The sequence below is a fragment of the Photorhabdus viridis genome, from assembly GCF_040256935.1.
Classification (GTDB): Bacteria; Pseudomonadota; Gammaproteobacteria; order Enterobacterales; family Enterobacteriaceae; genus Photorhabdus; species Photorhabdus viridis.
Window position 1 is genome coordinate 63,851 of record NZ_JBEJZY010000006.1, and the last position, 19,302, is coordinate 83,152.

Below are 19,302 nucleotides of genomic sequence, written 5' to 3' on the forward strand. Positions count from 1 at the left end.
GCGAGATTATAGGGAGTTAATGATATCTGTTCCAGTGTAAACAAGATTAAGTCTCATTTTTTTCGAAGCGTTTCGCATAAGAGCCATGCAACAGATATGAATCTGAAAAGAATTCTTTCTTCCGATACACAAAAACGGGTTATGAAAATATCACAACCCATTACGACTAACCGAATATGGATATTAAACAGCGCGGAACGAAATTTCCGTCGGTATCTTCTCACCCTGCCAGTACATCTGCGCAGAAATATTCGCTGCAATTTCCCGGTAAATATCCGTGAATTCACTATCAGGATTGCTGATAACGGTTGGCTCTCCACGGTCAAGATCTTCACGTAACGAAATATGCAGAGGAATTTGTCCCAACAGTTTACAATGATATTTAGCGGCCAGTTTTTCCGCCCCGCCGGTACCAAAAATAGGCTCCAGGTGACCACAGTTGCCGCAAATATGCGCACTCATGTTTTCAACGATCCCCAGTACAGGAACTTTCACTTTTTGGAACATGACAATGCCTTTCATCGCATCAATTAAGGCGATATCCTGAGGCGTTGTCACCACCAGCGCCCCCGTGACCGGGATGTTTTGTGACAACGTAAGCTGAATATCACCGGTTCCCGGCGGCATATCGATAACCAGATAATCAAGATCCGGCCATAATGTATCCTGTAGCATCTGCATCAATGCCTTACTGGCCATCGGGCCACGCCATACCATTGCATTGTCATCTGTCACCAGATAGCCAATGGAATTAGTGGCAAGGCCATGAGTCATAATAGGCGCCATATGCTGACCATCCGGGGAAGTTGGGCGCTCTTTGGTGGTTCCCAACATGCTCGGAACCGAAGGACCGTAAATATCCGCATCCAGAATACCGACTTTGGCCCCTTCCTGAGCCAATGCCAATGCCAGGTTTACCGCAGTGCTGGATTTACCCACGCCACCTTTACCTGAGCTGACAGCCAAAATATTACGGACACCATTAATTCCCGGCAAATCGTTAGCACGGCGTAATGTGCTGATATCATGGTTCAATTTCCACGCAACAGATTTAGCCCCGGTCACTGACTGCAATTTTTGCGTTGTCGCTTCTTTCAGCGCCTCAAAACCACGCTGCCAGACAAACGGCATAATCAATTCAATGTGCAGAACCTCATCAAGCATCGTGCAGTGATGCAGTGCTTTCAGAGCTGTCAGATCGCGTTCCAGCGTCAGGTGTGTAAAGGCAGCAAGTATTTTTGTTACCTGAGATTTCAGCAGGTCAGGGTTGGTCTGCTCGGGGGATTTTGCGCTCATCCCGGCTCCTTTGATTATCATGATTAACTATAAAGCCACCTTTTCATCATAACAGAACCCAATGCATTCGGATAAGGTCAGCAACAAAAACCCACTTCTCACTCACTGATTCAATTTTTATCCAATAAAACCCGCGAAGATCAAGAGTTACCCTAGCGACAATTTTTTTGATCAGGTAACATCAAACTCCCTTTTCATTTATTGGAAGTCAGATCCTTACTATGTCTCAAGTCGCAAAAAAATTATTGGTGACGTGTGCGTTGCCATATGCTAACGGTCCAATCCATCTTGGTCACATGCTGGAACATATCCAGGCAGATATTTGGGTCCGTTTTCAACGAATGCGCGGCAAAGAGGTTCACTTTATCTGCGCCGATGACGCTCACGGAACACCAATCATGCTGAAAGCTCAGCAAATGGGTATTGCTCCCGAGGAAATGATCGCCGCCGTGAACCTAGAGCATCATCAGGATTTTACTGGCTTTTCAATCAGCTATGATAACTATCACTCTACACACAGCAAAGAGAACCAGGAATTATCAACTGAAATCTATCTGGCGCTGAAAAAGAACGGCCACATTAAGAACCGCACTATTTCTCAGTTATACGATCCTGAGAAAGGGATGTTTCTGCCTGATCGCTTTGTAAAAGGCTCCTGCCCGAAATGTAAGGCAGAAGATCAATATGGCGATAACTGTGAAGTTTGTGGTTCAACTTACAGCCCAACAGAACTGATTAACCCACGTTCTGCTGTCTCCGGCGCAACGCCAGAAATGCGTGAGTCAGAGCACTTTTTCTTCGATCTGCCTGCATTCAGTAGCATGTTACAAGCATGGACCCGTTCCGGCGCATTACAGGAACAAGTTGCTAACAAGATGCAGGAATGGTTTGAATCCGGCTTACAGCAGTGGGATATCACCCGTGATGCACCTTATTTTGGTTTTGAAATTCCTGATGCGCCGGGCAAATATTTCTATGTCTGGCTGGATGCGCCTATTGGCTATATGGGTTCTTTCCAAAACCTGTGTGACAAACGCAGCAATCTGAGCTTTGATGAGTTCTGGGCAAAAGATTCCACCGCCGATCTTTATCACTTTATTGGTAAAGACATTGTCTATTTCCACAGCCTGTTCTGGCCTGCCATGCTGGAAGGCAGCGGTTATCGCAAGCCAACAAATCTGTTTGTTCACGGCTACGTCACCGTCAACGGTACGAAAATGTCCAAATCCCGCGGTACGTTTATCAAAGCCAGCACTTATTTGGATCATCTGGATGCAGACTGCCTGCGTTATTACTATGCGGCCAAACTCTCTTCCCGTATTGATGATATCGACCTGAATCTGGAAGATTTTGTTCAGCGTGTTAACAGCGATATCGTTAATAAAGTTGTTAACCTGGCTTCCCGTAACGCGGGTTTCATCAATAAACGCTTTAATGGCAAGCTAGCGGATAAACTGGCTGATCCGGCGCTTTACCAGAAGTTTATTGATGGTGCGAAAGTGATTGAGGAAGAGTTCAACAATCGCGAATTCAGTAAAGCAATCCGTGAAATCATGGCATTGGCTGATTTGGCAAACCGTTATGTGGATGAGCAGGCGCCGTGGGTTGTGGCAAAAGAAGAAGGCCGCGATGCGGATCTTCAAGCTATCTGTTCAATGGGCATCAACCTGTTCCACGTTCTGATGACTTTCCTAAAACCGGTTTTGCCAAGTCTGGCAGAACGCGCAGAAGCTTTCCTGAATACAGAACTGACCTGGAATGGTCTTGAACAACCTCTACTGGATCATCAGGTTTCCACCTTTAAGGCGCTGTTTAACCGCATTGATATGGATAAAGTCGATGCGATGGTTACTGCATCTAAAGAAAGCATCAGCGCACCACAAAAAATCAGCGGTCCACTGGCAGAAGATCCGATTCAGGATACAATCACTTTTGATGATTTCGCCAAAGTTGATATGCGCGTCGCCCTTATCAAACAGGCTGATTTTGTAGAAGGATCAGATAAGCTGCTGAAGCTGACTCTGGATCTTAGTGGTGAAACCCGCCAAGTGTTTTCCGGTATCCGTTCCAGCTATCCTGATCCAAAAGCCCTGGAAGGCCGTTTAACTATAATGGTTGCCAATCTGGCTCCGCGTAAAATGCGCTTCGGTATTTCTGAAGGAATGGTGATGGCTGCTGGGCCTGGCGGAAAAGATATCTTCCTGCTCAGTCCTGACAGTGGCGCACAGCCGGGTATGCAGGTGAAATAACAGTCAATTTATTGCCAATATACCCTATGGATTTCAAGATGCATCGCGACGGCAAGGGAACGAATCCCCGGGAGCATAGATAACTATGTGACCGGGGTGAGCGAGTGCAGCCAACAAAGAGGCAACTTGAAAGATGACGGGTATATATCTTACAAGCGGGGATCAACAATGGTCCCCGCTTTTTTTGAATGTGATCTATGGCACATTCCTAGGGTTAATTGTATGATGAATTCCTCACTGGAATTAGGAATTTTGTTATGTCGTTTCGTGAAGTACTGATTATAGGTTGGCAGTACCTGCGAGCATTTGTACTGATTTATCTGTGTTTATTGGCAGGCAATGCCATCTCTGCTCTGTTACCCATCGCCGTCCCCGGCAGCATTATCGGTATGTTAATATTGTTTGTCTTATTAGCTTTCCAATTGATTCCTGCCCACTGGACAAAACCAGGTTGCAGTCTGTTACTGAGAAATATGACCCTGCTGTTTCTGCCTATCGGTGTAGGCGTTATGAATTATTACGATCAGCTCAGCCAACAGATATTACCGATTGTCCTCTCATGCCTTATCAGCACCGCAATGGTTATGATTATTGTTGCTTACAGTTCCCATTATGTTCACCGCGAACGTTCAATTATTGGCTCTGTATCAGAAGTTAAGACTGAACAAGAAAAACAAGAGAAATAAATATGTTAAGTCATATTTGGTGGTCACTGCCATTAACATTGATTGTATTCTACGCCGCAAGAAAACTTTCACTAAGATTCAAAATGCCTATTCTGAATCCTTTATTGGTTTCTATCGCTGTACTGATCCCAATATTGTTAATAACCAATATCCCCTATGAACACTATTTCGCCGGCAGCCGAATTCTTAACGATCTGCTCCAGCCCGCAGTAGTTGCACTGGCATACCCTTTATATGAACAGTTGCACCAGATCCGCACCCAATGGAAATCCATTATCAGTGTCTGTTTTATCGGCAGTATTGTCGCTATGGTTACAGGTACCGCTATTGCATTATGGATGGGCGCAACACCTGAAATGGCCGCTTCGATATTGCCTAAATCAGTCACTACGCCAATAGCAATGGCAGTAGCAGATGCTATTGGCGGCATCCCGGCAATCAGTGCCGCTTGCGTCATTTTTGTCGGCATTCTTGGGGCAATATTTGGTCATAACCTGTTCGACCTCTTGCAAGTGAAAACCAAAGCATCCCGCGGTTTAGCAATGGGGACGGCATCACATGCTTTAGGCACCGCCCGTTGTACAGAAATCAATTTTGTTGAAGGAGCATACAGTTCATTAGCATTGATGACCTGTGGCATCATTACTTCACTAACCGCCCCTTTTATATTCCCAGTGCTGCTATATCTATTTAGTTAATTGCCCGTTGAAAATTTGATACAAATCTCTCAATTACCAACTTTAATTACATAATTTTCATTATTTTCGTGATACTGGTCACATTTAAAATCTAATCAGAGCATCTAGAATGATCTTAAGTTAATTTGGAGATCATTCTATGCAAGCTCGCTTTCGCTCTATCTGGGCACAATTGCCATCTAAACTACAAGATGCACTTTTTCCCTATGCAGGAAACGACGACTTTCCTGCCATGCTTACGGCTGAACAAGCTGAATCGGTCAAGAAAACCTGTGGCTTTGACGATAACACATTGGCTATCGCCCTGCTGCCACTCGCAGCAGCATGCTCCCTGACTCCGATATCACATTTTAATGTCGGCGCAATTGCCCGGGGCGAAAGCGGAAATCTCTACTTCGGCGCAAATATGGAATTTACCAATGTGCCATTACAGCAAACTATTCATGCTGAACAATGTGCTATTACTCACGCCTGGTTACGCAGCGAGAAAAAACTGACCTCTATCACGGTTAATTACTCTCCATGCGGTCACTGCCGCCAGTTTATGAATGAACTTAATAGTGGTACACAACTAGAGGTACATTTGCCAAAACAGGCGCCTTCAACATTGGGGCACTATTTACCAGACGCTTTCGGTCCAAACGATTTGGGTATCACTACTCTGTTGATGGACCCGGTTAATCATGGTTATAAACTAGAAGCCACTGATGAACTTGTACTAACCGCATTGGATGCAGCAAATCGGAGCCATGCCCCATACAGCAATTCGTACAGCGGTACAGCATTGCTGGGAAAAAATGGAAAAATCTATCCTGGGCGTTATGCAGAAAATGCTGCATTTAATCCAAGCTTACCCCCATTGCAAGCTGCCCTTATCCTGATGAATATTTCTGGTGGTGATTGTCTGGCTATCGAAAGAGCAGTATTAGTTGAGGGAAAAAACAGCGATTTGTCCCAACAAAGTGCAACTCAATCCACACTTGCCGCACTAGGCTGTAGTAAATTTGAGTATCACACGTTCTGAATTCAGTGAAAAATGCGCTTTTTCCTCTAGTCACACTCAACCGTGCGTATACGAAATTTGCACCGACGGCTCTGCCGGGCATCAAGCCCGGCGATAGGAAATTAAATGTACACGAAATATTAACGCTCCTTTTTATGAAAATTATGTAGATATCTATAACCCGGATGGAGGATTTTCTCCTATAAAAATAGTTAACGTAACATTTTATTAGCTAAATCTGGATGTTATCTCTCATTTTTACTCATAATACCTCTAATTAAGTAACATTTGCTGTACATATTTTTCCTATCTCTTAGGATCTATAGCTGACCTTGTTATCCATTTAGTTCAAAGAGTAAGATTCATGGAACTGGAACACGAAAATAAACGTCCATTATATATTCCCTATTCTGGCCCCATCCTGTTGGAATTTCCCCTGCTCAATAAAGGCAGTGCCTTTACTGAAGCAGAACGCGGCAACTTTAACCTTCATGGCTTATTACCGGAAGCGGTTGAAACTATCGAAGAACAAGCTGAACGCGCCTATCGGCAGTATCTTGATTTCAAAAATGATGCAGATAAACACATTTATCTGCGAAATATTCAAGACACTAACGAAACTCTGTTCTACCGCCTGCTGGATGCACATTTGAGCGAAATGATGCCAATCATTTATACCCCAACGGTTGGTGAAGCTTGTGAACATTTTTCTGATATTTACCGCCGCGCCCGTGGCTTGTTCATCTCATATCCAAATAAAACGCATATTGATGACATGCTGCAAAATGCGACTAAACAAAATGTAAAAGTTATCGTTGTCACCGATGGTGAACGTATTCTTGGTCTGGGTGACCAAGGTATCGGCGGTATGGGTATTCCTATTGGTAAACTTTCCCTGTATACCGCCTGTGGTGGTATCAGCCCGGCTTATACGCTGCCGGTAGTCCTGGATGTGGGAACGAATAACCCCCAGCGCCTGAATGACCCGTTATATATGGGCTGGCGCCATCCGCGTATTACCGGTGCAGAATATGATGAATTTGTTGATGAATTTATTCAGGCCGTTAAGCGCCGCTGGCCCAATGTGCTGCTACAGTTTGAAGATTTCGCGCAAAAAAATGCCATGCCCCTGCTCGACCGCTATCGCCATGAGCTTTGTTGCTTTAATGATGACATTCAGGGAACCGCCGCTGTTACACTGGGCAGCCTGATTGCAGCCAGCCGCGCTGCTGGTCGTCAATTAAAAGATCAAACCGTCACTTTCCTGGGGGCAGGTTCCGCTGGCTGCGGTATCGCAGAGCAGATTGTCGCCCAGATGAAATCTGAAGGTTTAAGTGAAGAACAAGCTCGCGCCCGTATTTTCATGGTTGATCGTTTCGGTTTACTGACAGATAAACTACCAAATTTATTGGATTTCCAGAACAAACTGGTACAAAAAAACGACTCCTTAGCTGAATGGGATGTGAACAGCGATTCTATCTCTCTGCTCGACGTTGTTCGTAATGCTAAACCTACAGTATTAATTGGCGTTTCAGGTCAAGCAGGGCTGTTCACAGAAGAGATCATCCGTGAGATGCATAAACACTGTGAACGCCCAATCGTTATGCCATTATCCAACCCAACTTCCCGTGTTGAAGCCCGGCCTGAAGATATTATCAACTGGACTAACGGAGCTGCTCTGGTTGCAACAGGTAGCCCATTCAATCCAGTAAAATATAAAGATCAAGAGTATCCGATCGCTCAATGTAATAACTCCTATATCTTCCCTGGAATTGGCTTAGGTGTTATTGCCTCCGGGGCCAAACTCGTCACTGACGGCATGTTGATGGCGGCAAGCCGGACATTAGCTGATTGTTCACCATTAGCTAAAGAGGGTACAGGCCCATTACTGCCACTTATTGATGATATTCAGGAAATTTCTCGCAAAATTGCGAAACAAGTTGCAAAAGAAGCGCAAATACAAGGTGTTGCAACTGTCACGTCAGACGGTGCGTTGGATGAAGCGATTGAACGTAACTTCTGGAAACCGGAATATCGCGTATATAAACGTACTTCATTATGACGGTTATCCGCTTGGATCGGGCAAAGCGTTTCCCACATTATCGGTTGTTACTCGTCCCTGGCGAGTCTGGCACAAACCCAGAAGACGGAAATGACGAGCACCGCAGCCTTTAAACCCACTATACCTCTATGCCGCATATTCATTGCGGCATTTTAATATCTGAAAACCCTGCAAGATTTTTCCCTCATATTTCAGCCCACATTATCCGAAGGTTTATGACAATTCTCACTAAATTATACTTAACTGATATAGCATTATTGAATTGCACATTAACAGCAAAAAAAATATATATATTTCACGAAGTTAGCATGATACTTCTATTTCCTTCACTTCTCTTATATATTTATAGGATTGGGATGTAATACTCCCAATCCCTAAAAGAAAAAACATTCCCAATATGATAATTACATCAATAACATCATTAATTCCATAACATTAGATGTTTATTTGGTGATACGCCGATGAAACTTTGCAACGATATTCTGCTTCCCTCAGAAAAGCTACGAATTGCATGGGGTTTCCTGGTGTTTATTATTATTAAATCTCCCAATTCTGGCTTAATACAAATAGATGGAGGAAGAGAACCCCGCCAATCATGTTCTGAACTATCTTCAATCAACTCGGTAATAGGAATAGCGGGAACATCCCACAACTCTAATTCCCCTCCACTTACAGGTACTTTTATATATATGTTTACAGAAAATTGCCCGAGCAAATTAACAGATTGTTGTTGAAGGCCATCAAAGTGAGGTTGTATTTCAGACATGATAGAGAGTTCTGGTCTTCTCATGACTCTGGCAATCCCCGCATGCATCTTTTTACCTTCAAAATTTGCAATACTGGCACCCGCAGACCATATTTCATCCATTTCTAAACGAAATTTATCGAACGGCGCTAGCATTGGAGCACAGAAATTTCTGACATTTCTTATTGCAGGTAATGCATTCTCAAAATATCTTTTATAACTATCACTATCTTTAGATTTTCCAAAAGTCATATTATAAGGCACACCAACTCTATCAACACCGTAATCAACTAAAACAATTTCATCTCCTTTTTTTAAATCATGAAGATAATGCTCTAGATTTTCATGAGAGAGGAAAAAATCAGAAAGCTTATTTGAAATATGACTATCTACATATTTTTTCACATGGACTGCTAACACTTCATCATTAAATAGCTTATTGAGATCACTTTCTTGCAAAGAATTAGATAAAATCACTTCATTTTTCATAAAAGTCACCTTGTTATACTTAACATGATTTCGGAAAATTCTCCTACATAAAAATACACCAGAAAATGTTAGTTCCAATATTCTATCCAGTAAAAGCACTTTTAATCAACACGATATTAATCACCAAAATAGATATAGATATATATTTAAGTTATTTTACTAATTACACATTTAATAATAGTGAAGATTATGATTGCAACGATTTTATTTTATGAGATTTACTATAAACTTGAAAATAATCAATTTAATATTCAATGATAATTATAATAATAAATAGACAATATAATCCCTCATAAATTCTAGGCAGATCAGAATTGGCATATCTACCGCAGAAACAGCTTCGGCAATATTTAGCATAAAGTAAAACGTGTGCAAATCAAAAATAGCATACTAAAACTCATAAAAAGAATATAATCGGGTTTTACGGTATATCCGCCCCCTTGATGCGGCGTCTACCGACTGCTGCGGGACAAAATATCAAGAAACAGACAACATATCAGACTTTTTTCTTATGAGAAAACTTGCTTCGGAATTTCAGGTAAAGTAGCCTTTAGTCAATATTAGTCATTGATGCATATTAAAGGCAAAAGCATGTGGAAGCGCCTGATAATTAGTCTGTTATTCATCGCAGGGATGCTGACGCTCACAGCTATTATACTTGACCGCTGGATTAGCTGGAAAACAGCCCCTTATATTTTTGATGACCTCAAAAAACTTCCTGAACGCGAAGTAGGTATGGTGCTTGGTACGTCTAAATACTACCATTCCGGTGCACCCAATCAGTATTATATGTACCGCATTCAGGGTGCAGTTAATGCTTATAACAGCGATAAAATCAAATATCTATTACTGAGCGGCGACAATGCCCAGCAAAGTTATAACGAACCTGTCACCATGCGCAGGGATTTAGTAAAAGCAGGTATTCCTGCCACAAACATCGTGCTGGATTTTGCTGGTTTCAGAACGCTTGATTCGATAGTCAGAACCCGTAAAGTTTTTGACACCAATGATTTTACGATTATCACTCAACGATTCCATTGCGAACGGGCGCTGTTTATCGCTATACATATGGGAATTGACGCTCAGTGCTATGCAGTTTCCACACCTAAAAATATGATTACCGTCCGGTTACGTGAGATAATTGCCCGCCTTGGCGCCTTGACTGATCTTTATATTTTGAAACGCGAACCGCGTTTCCTGGGTCCTTTGATCCCAATACCTGCTCCGCATAAAATACCAGAAGGTATAACCAATTATCCGGCGGTAACCCCGGAAGAATTGCAAGAAATGGACAAAACCCAGCCTAAGAGGAGCGTGCCAATGCCGCCGTAACATTTCGCCACAGCCATTCTAATGGCCCTTGCTGGTGACAACGTAACCACCAGCATGAAAAAAGAATATTTATGGTCCAAATAAATGGAATAAACGTCAGTAACTCCAAACGACTGAATTGACCAAAGAATCCAAAGTGATAAAACAACACAGTACAGATTAAAGTTTGCAGTAAATAATTACTCATCGCCATTCGTCCAACCCGCCTGAGCCAACGATTAATTCGCCAGCATGCAATTACCGGCCAAAAACCATATATCAAAGCCATATAACCCAGCGCCTGAAATGGAATTACCAATTCAGAAAGGATATAACCAACAATACCTGACCAAAAGAAATCCCAGTTATGCACATACTGGAGCACCACAGAGAATATCTGGACAGCAATACTGAGTGGTATCAGCAATAGCGCCACATTTCGATAATGACTCACCGGAAATTCACCTTTCAGCCAGCCATTACGCACTAATCCGGCACCACATAACATAATGCCGCTCAGTTGCCAGCCATACTGAACAAACAGCATGACCATCATCAACATGATTTGATTAAAACGTTCTTCTATTGCCAGCCATCCACCACCCGTTTTCCAGAATGTTTCGTATAACATATGGAATTCAGTCGGTCGCCAGGCATCGTTAGATTCACCTCTGGAAAAAAAACCAAGAATAAATAACAGCACTAATCCAATCAGATAAAAAACAACACCGTTCATAAATAACCGGCTATTGGTGCTATTTTGGCTAATCAGATAAAAACTAAAAAAACCGGTCAAACTGTAAGAGAGTAAAATATCACCATCCCAAAACAGGACGCCATGTATCCCGCCAATCAGGGCAAGTATGATTAATCGTGGGTAGTTCCAGACTTTACCCCTTGGTAGTAATAACTCCAGTGTTGCACCAAATAAGAAGGCAAAAATACACAGGAATTTTCCCTGAGCAAAGATACTGAGCACAGACCAGATAACCAAATCAGCAGAAGAAACTGAACCATTATATGCCGGGTTCAAATAAGCTGCGGATGGCAAAGCAAAACCGGAGATATTGAGCAGCAATATCCCCAGAATCGCCAGACCACGAATACTGTCCAGTGCACCAATTCTCTGGCGGGCCATTCTTATATCCCGGTGTAAAAATTACAAATGACGTGTTGTGCGTAAAAACTCCTGACGGGTATTTTGACTGGATTTAAACAACCCCCCTAGGGATGTCGTTGTCGTGGTACTGGTTGCATCACGGATGCCCCTGGCTTTCACACAGTAATGGACCGCATCAATAGATACGGCAACATTATTGGTGCCAAGCAGTGTCTGTAATGCAATCAGGATCTGTTGGGTCAGACGCTCCTGTACCTGTGGACGCTGCGAAAAAAACTGCACAATGCGGTTAATTTTAGATAACCCAATTACTTTATCTTTCGGGATATAGGAAACAGTCGCCTTACCATCAATAGTCACAAAATGATGTTCACAGGTACTGGTTAACGTGATATCACGCACTGTCACCATTTCATCCACTTTCATTTTATTTTCTATCAATGTGATTTTCGGAAAATTACTGTAGTCCAGCCCTGAAAAGATTTCATCAACATACATTTTTGCAATACGCCGGGGGGTTTCCGCCAAACTGTCATCATTTAGATCAAGATTCAACAGTTTCATAATTTCCGTCATATGCTCTTCAATCCGCACTTTGCGCACTTCCGGCATCAACGCCTGACCACGAAGAGGAGTTTCAAGACCACGAGCTTCCAGCGCCGAATGCACAAGCTCAGCTTCTTTACTTAGGGATGACATTCTTTTCTCCAAAGGTATTACTTTCCATTATCTGGCGGGTAGTAAAATTGATGTTCGAGTCATTAGTACCATAACTAAGGCAATCTGATATTTCGCGCCGCATTAATATCGCGGCCATGATTGGTATAGCACAACCAAGCGTCTGAGCCAACAATTCCGTTTACTGTGATGTGGGATAGGCCGATATTTGTATGCGCATTTTATGGCATTACACACTAGCCTCACCAACTGGCTTATTCCTGCTACAAACCAGTAACCCGGCAATCACCAGAGTGATCAATGCCACATACAGCGCAGGCTCCAGTTTCCCGGTTATCGCGGTGGAAACTGCTGACAGCACCGGCCCAACAAGCTGCCCAATAGCATAGCCTGTAGTCAGCAACCCGGCCATATAACGGCTATGTTCCGGCGCCAGTTCACGCCCATACTGAAACGCCATTTGCACCGCGCACATAAAACCACCACCAATCAGCAAAGCGCTTAACGCCAAGCCACTTATTCCCGGTACAATCTCAGCGATAAGAATCCCCACGGCTTGGATCCATAAAGTGATTGCCAACCGGATTTGGGTTGTCAGCATATGGCGGGTCAGAATAGCGAAACCGATGCCGATGACTGCGGCGCTACCAAATATCGGCCAGACAAACTGAGCAAACAAGCTGCCAGGGAAACGATCACTTGCCATTTGCGAAAGAAAAGTGGCAGGTAAAATATAACCAAACCCCGCCAAACTGTAGCTCCATACCAACCGCTTAATTGCAGGTGTCCAAATCAGCTTCTTCATCTCAGCCTGTGAACGGTGTAGTTTACCGCTACGGGGCAAATGCCGACTAATATAGATACTAAAAATCAGCGCCACAATGCCATACAACATCCATGCTTCGGCAGCACTCAATTGCCATGCCTGAATCCCGACAGCAAGAATACCAGTAACGAATATCCCAACTCCGGGTCCTGCAAATATGGCAACACCCAACGCAGGACGGTTTAAGCTAGCTAACTGCTCATTTACCCATGCCGCCACCAGCACTAATGTCAAGCCACTTGCCCAACCAATAAAAAAACGGGCGACACTGTGTAATATCGGCTCATCCAGCAGTGCAGACAGCAACGTGATAATGACCACTCCCCATAATCCTGCCCAGAGCCGATATTCAATAAAACAGCGTGCCCGCATCGCATCATAAGAACCCGCCAGATATCCCAGATAGTTAAAAGCTGCGATGATACCCGCGCCAGTCAGACTAATCTGGGATTCTACGATCATTAAGGGAACTTGGGGAGTGAAGGTAAAACGTCCAATTCCCATAGCAACAACCAGTGCCAAAAAGCCACTCATTGCGATATGAAAAGCCTGATAGCGGTGATTCGTCTGAGGAGAAGTTGAATTGCTCATTGTCATGAAAACATCATTTTTTAATTTATTTTTCACAAGCTATAACAAAAATCAAATGTAATACACTCTTATTATTAATAAAATTCACATAGAGACGTAAAGTATTTCTTACCCTTAATAAAGTATTCAGTAAGCCTTAAGTTACGGTATCTGGGACGACAAAGTATTTGAAATCTCATGCTCCGTTCTATTCGTTCACCTTTGACCAAGGTTAAATCAGACTGTTACAGCGCAACATAAACTGATCCTGCACTCAATAGCGCACTAATAATACTGTCAAGCCGCTGCCAGAAATGTATGATTTATCATGTTGTGTGTACCAATATTATTAATAAGGAGCTTTTTATGTATAAAGAATTCCAAGGTAAGACAGCAATTGTTACCGGAGGTGGAACCGGTATAGGACGGGCAATCAGTATCATGCTAGCGAAACAAGGCGCTGCCGTGGCAGTTATCTATTCACAAAGTGAACTTGAAGCTCGGGAAACAACAGAATCTATTATCCGGGATGGAGGGCAAGCCATAGCAATAAAAGCCGATATTGCCGATGAATCCGCTGTACAGGCAATGATCAACACTGTTGCTGAAAAATTTAACGGCATCGACTACCTGATTAATAATGCAGGGACAACAAAGCAACTTCAATTTGATGATCTCGAATCTATATCCGACAATATTTGGAATACCATTCTTGACGTTAACGTGAAAGGCACATTTCATTGTTGCCGGTATGCAGCACCTTATCTTAGGAAAAGAGCGGGTAGCGCTATCGTGAATATCGGTAGTATCTCTGGCGAAACCGGTCATGGTTCTTCCATTCCCTATGCGGTTTCCAAATCAGCCATTCACGGGCTCACAAGATCATTGGCCCGTGCATTGGCGCCATCAATAAGAGTTAACTGCGTGGCGCCAGGCGCGGTCGAAACCAGATGGTGGAAAGGGCTAGAGGAGAAAATGCGAACCTTCTGTACACATTTGCCTTTAGAACGCATCTCAACACCAGAAGATGTCGCAGAAATAACCTTGATGTTACTAAAAGCAGAAGCAATGACAGGGCAGATCATCAAGATTGACAGCGGTCAAACTTTATAAAATTTACCTGATAACACAGTAAATATTGCTAGCTGGATGCCGCCAAATTCAATCGGACTTACTCTGGTAGCCAGCTATTTCTCTCTGAACAAACATTAGATAATACCTACGTTTATCTTGCAAAAATGAGCTAACTCAAAAGGATATTGCATGTACATAACCCTTACTGATGTGGATAAGGACAACTACGAAGCTGTCTGTGATCTAAGTGTAGACAAGCACCAATATGAATATGTTGCAGACAACACGTGGTCACTCGTTGAATCAAAATTCAACCCCTCATACCAAACACGTACCATTTGCTTAGACGGCAAACCTGTTGGATTTTTTATGTGGGTGCCTGAGACGGAGCGAAGAATATCGATTTGGCGATTTATGGTGGATCAGCACTATCAAAACAAGGGTATTGGACGCAAAGCAATGCTGTTAGCCCTAGATGAAATTAGACGAACAAATGGATTGGAAGAGATCGAAATCTGTTACAACCCGAATAATCCTGTCGCACAAAACTTTTATGCCAGCTTTGGTTTTGTTGAAGTCGGTATGGATGAAGACGGTGAAGATATGTTAGCAATTATTAAAGTTTAATATAACTAACGCATATGATGATCTCTGCCATAATGGTGCTATAACAAAATGCTATTTTGGAGCATCATTATGGATCACTGTCACACCTCTGGATTGATCTCTTTAGAACAAGCGCTGGAAAAACTCCTGACGCAAGTTGCACCACTGACTGACACAGAAACCGTCAATCTCATCCAATCATCAGAGCGGATTACCGCGGCAGATATTCTTTCTCCTATCAATGTCCCGCCTTTTGCTAACTCAGCAATGGATGGTTATGCCGTTCGCTATGCCGATTTGAATGGAAACATCCCTCTTCCTCTGGCAGGAAAAGCACTGGCTGGCGCGCCTTTTCAGGGAGAATGGCCCGCGACAACCTGCATCCAGATTATGACCGGCGCTCCTGTTCCCGCAGGTGCAGATACTGTCATTATGCAAGAGCACACAGAGGTTACTGATGATGGCGTTGTTTTCTCGCAACCAGCCAAACGGGGCCAGAATATCCGTCTGGCAGGCGAAGATATCCCCAAAGGGGCGGTAGTATTGCCGGCAGGCAGTAAATTATCCACCGCTCAATTACCACTGATTGCCTCTCTGGGAATCGCTAAAATCGAAGTGGTTCGCAAATTAAAAGTTGCCATTTTCTCCACCGGTGATGAACTGCAAGCCATCGGTCTGCCTCTTGGAGAAAGCCAGATTTATGATACCAACCGCTTTGCTGTTCGCCTGATGTTGGAAAAACTGGACTGCGACGTCATTGATTTAGGCGTTATTGCCGACAATCCCAAAGCCCTGCGCAAGGCTTTCGAAGAAGCGGATCAAAAAGCGGATTTAGTTATCAGCAGTGGCGGCGTCTCTGTGGGTGAAGCAGACTACACCAAGCAGATGTTGGATGAGCTGGGTGAAATCAGTTTCTGGAAACTGGCAATTAAACCGGGTAAACCTTTTGCTTTTGGCAAACTGAAAAACGCCTGGTTCTGTGGTCTGCCTGGTAATCCAGTTTCAGCTGTCCTTACCTTCTATCAACTGGTGCAACCTCTAATCGCCCGTCTGTCCGGTTTTACAGCATGGCAACCACCAATACGCCTCCATGCCAAGGTGACTACGCCATTGAAAAAAACACCGGGAAGAACAGATTTTCAACGCGGTATTATCTCTGTGAATGAACAAGGTGAGTTGGAAGTCCGCACTACAGGACATCAAGGTTCTCATATATTCAGTTCATTCAACTTGGGTAACTGCTTTATCGTTCTGGAGCGCGAACGTGGCTGGGTAGAAGCTGGCGAAATGGTTAAGATCGAATTGTTCAATCATCTATTGAAAAACGAATAATGACCATTGAACTGACAGACGCAGAAACCCTGCGCTACAACCGTCAAATTGTCCTGCGTGGGTTTGATTTTGACGGCCAGGAAAAACTGAAATCCTCGAAGATCCTGATAGTGGGTACGGGCGGCTTAGGTTGTGCTGCATCCCAGTATCTGACAGCAGCAGGCGTGGGAACGATAACACTGTTGGATTTTGATACCGTTTCTCTATCGAACCTGCAACGGCAGATCCTGCATCGAGATGAACGCATCGGGATGGCTAAAGTACATTCGGCCCAAATAACGCTTCAAGCAATAAACCCGCATGCCATCATCAACACCGTCGATGCATTGCTGGAAGATCAGGCGCTGGATAAACTTATTAGCGAAAATGATGCTGTATTGGATTGCACTGATAATGTGGCGATCCGCGAACAGTTAAACCGCCTATGCTTGATCAGGAAAACTCCACTGGTTTCCGGCGCAGCTATTCGTATGGAAGGACAATTAACCGTATTTACTTATCAGCCGGATTCCCCCTGCTACCACTGCTTGAGCAGACTGTTTGGTGAAAATAACCTGACTTGTGTTGAAGCGGGCGTTATGGCGCCATTGGTCGGTACCATCGGGACATTGCAAGCCATGGAAACTATCAAATTACTCACTGGATATGGCAAGGTAAGCAACGGAAAGGTTTTACTGTTTGATGCCATGACGATGCAATTCCGCGATATTAACTTACTGAAAGATCCCAATTGCGAAGTGTGCAGCAGCTAACCATCCACAGATAAAAATAAGTTGCCCCAGTTACCTAAACCGGAGCAACTTATTCTTAAAAGCGCTTACTCAGTAATCCCCTGACTTCTCAGGTATTCATCATAAGTCCCTTTAAAATCAATAATTTTATTAGACTTGATTTCCAGAACACGGCTTGCCAATGAGCTGACAAATTGCCGATCATGAGAAACAAATATCAACGTCCCTTTATACAACTCAAGAGCCAGGTTCAGGGATTCAATGGATTCCATATCCAGGTGGTTTGTTGGTTCATCCATTATCAAAATATTTGGCTGTTGCATCATCAACTTGCCAAATAGCATCCGGCCTTTTTCACCACCAGATAACACCTTAACTTTCTTCCTGATATCATCCTGACCGAACAACAAACGCCCTAGCACACTGCGGACGGCTTGCTCATCGTCCCCTTCTCTCTTCCACTGACTCATCCAATCGAAAACCGTCAGATCGTAGTCAAAATCACCGGCATGATCCTGAGCATAGTACCCAATGCTGCTGTTTTCAGACCATTTAACCGCGCCACTGTTTGGTTCTGCTTCACCAACCAGCGTTTTCAGGAAAGTTGTTTTACCGATACCGTTAGCACCGATAACCGCCATTTTCTCGCCAACTTCCAGCAACATATTGAGATTTTTAAACAGCGGGCCATTGTCATAGCCTTTCGTCAAACCTTCTAGATCCAGAGCATTACGGAATAATTTCTTATCCTGTTCAAAGCGGATATAGGGATTCTGACGACTGGATGCTTTAACTTCATCCAACTGAATTTTATCAATCTGACGGGCGCGGGAAGTCGCCTGTTTTGATTTGGAAGCATTGGCACTGAAACGGCTGACAAAAGATTGCAACTCCGCAATCTGTGCTTTCTTCTTCGCATTATCAGCTAGCAGACGTTCACGTGCCTGAGTTGCAGCAACCATATATTCATCATAGTTGCCGGAGAACAGACGTAATTCACCATAATCCAGATCTGCCATGTGAGTACAAACTGTATTCAGGAAATGACGATCGTGGGAAATAATGATCATGGTGCTGTCTCGATCATTTAACACCTGCTCCAACCAGCGAATGGTATCAATATCCAGGTTGTTGGTTGGCTCATCCAATAACAGAACATCAGGATTAGAAAACAGAGCCTGAGCCAGCAAAACACGCAATTTCCAGCCGGGAGCCACTTCACTCATCGGGCCATAATGTTGTTCTACCGGAATACCCACACCCAGCAACAACTCGCCGGCACGCGCTTCGGCACTATAACCATCCATCTCGCCGTAGGACACTTCCAGATCCGCAACACGATAGCCATCTTCTTCGCTCATTTCCGCCATCGCATAAATACGGTCACGCTCCTGTTTCACTTGCCACAGTTCCGTGTGTCCCATAATCACTGTATCCAGTACAGTGAACTCTTCAAAGGCAAACTGATCCTGACGCAGTTTACCAATACGCTCATTGGGATCCGTGCTGACATTACCGGCAGTTGGCGTCAGATCGCCGCCAAGGATTTTCATAAACGTGGATTTACCAGAACCATTAGCGCCAATCAGACCATAACGGTTACCGTTGCCAAACTTGACAGAAATGTTTTCAAACAGGGGCTTACTGCCAAATTGCATGGTGATGTTGTTTGTACTTAACACTGCATTCGCTCTTAAATTTAGAAACAAAAGGGAAATCGGAAAAAATCGATAGCGGCGTATTATGCCACAATAAAACAACAGTATCGCCTATAGTTATGTTTGTTTCTCAGCAAAAGACGGGAGTATGGCAGGTAAGCAGGTTGC

General features: G+C 43.7%; 16 protein-coding genes. 10 read left to right on the forward strand and 6 right to left on the reverse strand.

The features are described 5' to 3' along the window. Window positions 1-183 precede the first annotated feature (183 nt). Window positions 184-1,296, reverse strand: a complete 1,113-nt coding sequence (gene apbC, locus ABR397_RS03610) for an iron-sulfur cluster carrier protein ApbC (RefSeq protein WP_350304514.1) — start codon at window positions 1,294-1,296, stop codon at window positions 184-186. Between the two features lie 221 nt (window positions 1,297-1,517). Here apbC and metG point away from each other — a divergent pair, with 221 nt between their 5' ends. The 5 genes from metG (at window position 1,518) to ABR397_RS03635 (ending at window position 7,994) form a co-directional block, all read left to right on the forward strand. Continuing rightward, window positions 1,518-3,545, forward strand: coding sequence for a methionine--tRNA ligase (gene metG, locus ABR397_RS03615; protein ID WP_350304515.1), 2,028 nt, complete (start codon window positions 1,518-1,520; stop codon window positions 3,543-3,545). 257 nt (window positions 3,546-3,802) lie between these two features. Then, on the forward strand, window positions 3,803-4,231 hold the full coding sequence (locus ABR397_RS03620) for a CidA/LrgA family protein (RefSeq protein ID WP_350304516.1): 429 nt from the start codon (window positions 3,803-3,805) through the stop codon (window positions 4,229-4,231). A gap of 2 nt (window positions 4,232-4,233) precedes the next feature. Beyond that, window positions 4,234-4,929 carry a CidB/LrgB family autolysis modulator gene (locus ABR397_RS03625; protein ID WP_350304517.1) on the forward strand — a complete coding sequence of 232 codons (696 nt, stop codon included), beginning with the start codon at window positions 4,234-4,236 and terminating at the stop codon, window positions 4,927-4,929. Between the two features lie 139 nt (window positions 4,930-5,068). Beyond that, window positions 5,069-5,953, forward strand: a complete 885-nt coding sequence (cdd, locus tag ABR397_RS03630; RefSeq protein ID WP_350304518.1) for a cytidine deaminase — start codon at window positions 5,069-5,071, stop codon at window positions 5,951-5,953. A gap of 343 nt (window positions 5,954-6,296) precedes the next feature. After that, complete coding sequence (locus ABR397_RS03635; RefSeq protein ID WP_350304519.1) at window positions 6,297-7,994, forward strand: NAD-dependent malic enzyme; 1,698 nt, start codon at window positions 6,297-6,299, stop codon at window positions 7,992-7,994. 421 nt (window positions 7,995-8,415) lie between these two features. Here ABR397_RS03635 and ABR397_RS03640 read toward each other — a convergent pair whose 3' ends face one another. Continuing rightward, window positions 8,416-9,228 (reverse strand): 2OG-Fe(II) oxygenase family protein, encoded by an 813-nt coding sequence (locus tag ABR397_RS03640; RefSeq protein WP_350304520.1) that lies wholly within the window; start codon window positions 9,226-9,228, stop codon window positions 8,416-8,418. 591 nt (window positions 9,229-9,819) lie between these two features. Between ABR397_RS03640 and sanA the strand changes: the two genes are divergently transcribed. Further along, a complete protein-coding gene (gene sanA / locus ABR397_RS03645; RefSeq protein ID WP_350304521.1) occupies window positions 9,820-10,560 on the forward strand; it encodes an outer membrane permeability protein SanA in 741 nt (246 codons plus the stop codon). Here the strand turns inward: sanA and yeiB are convergent. From yeiB to ABR397_RS03660, 3 genes are all read right to left on the reverse strand, one after another. Then, the gene (gene yeiB, locus ABR397_RS03650) at window positions 10,532-11,677 is read right to left on the reverse strand and encodes a DUF418 domain-containing protein YeiB (protein WP_350304522.1); all 1,146 of its coding nucleotides are present in this window, start codon (window positions 11,675-11,677) and stop codon (window positions 10,532-10,534) included. The two genes, sanA and yeiB, sit on opposite strands and share 29 nt — an antisense overlap. A 21-nt stretch (window positions 11,678-11,698) precedes the next feature. Beyond that, window positions 11,699-12,358 (reverse strand): GTP cyclohydrolase I FolE, encoded by a 660-nt coding sequence (gene folE / locus ABR397_RS03655; RefSeq protein ID WP_350304523.1) that lies wholly within the window; start codon window positions 12,356-12,358, stop codon window positions 11,699-11,701. Window positions 12,359-12,566: 208 nt separating this feature from the next. Beyond that, window positions 12,567-13,754 (reverse strand): YbfB/YjiJ family MFS transporter, encoded by a 1,188-nt coding sequence (locus tag ABR397_RS03660; protein ID WP_350304563.1) that lies wholly within the window; start codon window positions 13,752-13,754, stop codon window positions 12,567-12,569. Window positions 13,755-14,099: 345 nt separating this feature from the next. Between ABR397_RS03660 and ABR397_RS03665 the strand changes: the two genes are divergently transcribed. From ABR397_RS03665 to moeB, 4 genes are all read left to right on the forward strand, one after another. Beyond that, the gene (locus ABR397_RS03665; protein ID WP_350304524.1) at window positions 14,100-14,846 is read left to right on the forward strand and encodes an SDR family NAD(P)-dependent oxidoreductase; all 747 of its coding nucleotides are present in this window, start codon (window positions 14,100-14,102) and stop codon (window positions 14,844-14,846) included. A gap of 150 nt (window positions 14,847-14,996) precedes the next feature. Next, the gene (locus tag ABR397_RS03670; protein WP_350304525.1) at window positions 14,997-15,434 is read left to right on the forward strand and encodes a GNAT family N-acetyltransferase; all 438 of its coding nucleotides are present in this window, start codon (window positions 14,997-14,999) and stop codon (window positions 15,432-15,434) included. A gap of 69 nt (window positions 15,435-15,503) precedes the next feature. Next, complete coding sequence (gene moeA / locus ABR397_RS03675; RefSeq protein WP_350304526.1) at window positions 15,504-16,745, forward strand: molybdopterin molybdotransferase MoeA; 1,242 nt, start codon at window positions 15,504-15,506, stop codon at window positions 16,743-16,745. Continuing rightward, window positions 16,745-17,497: a molybdopterin-synthase adenylyltransferase MoeB gene (moeB, locus tag ABR397_RS03680; RefSeq protein WP_350304527.1), complete on the forward strand. Its 753-nt coding sequence runs from the start codon at window positions 16,745-16,747 to the stop codon at window positions 17,495-17,497. The genes moeA and moeB overlap by 1 nt, the downstream gene beginning before the upstream one ends. Before the next feature lie 65 nt (window positions 17,498-17,562). Here moeB and ABR397_RS03685 read toward each other — a convergent pair whose 3' ends face one another. Beyond that, a complete protein-coding gene (locus ABR397_RS03685; RefSeq protein WP_350304528.1) occupies window positions 17,563-19,158 on the reverse strand; it encodes an ABC-F family ATPase in 1,596 nt (531 codons plus the stop codon). Window positions 19,159-19,302: the final 144 nt, after the last annotated feature.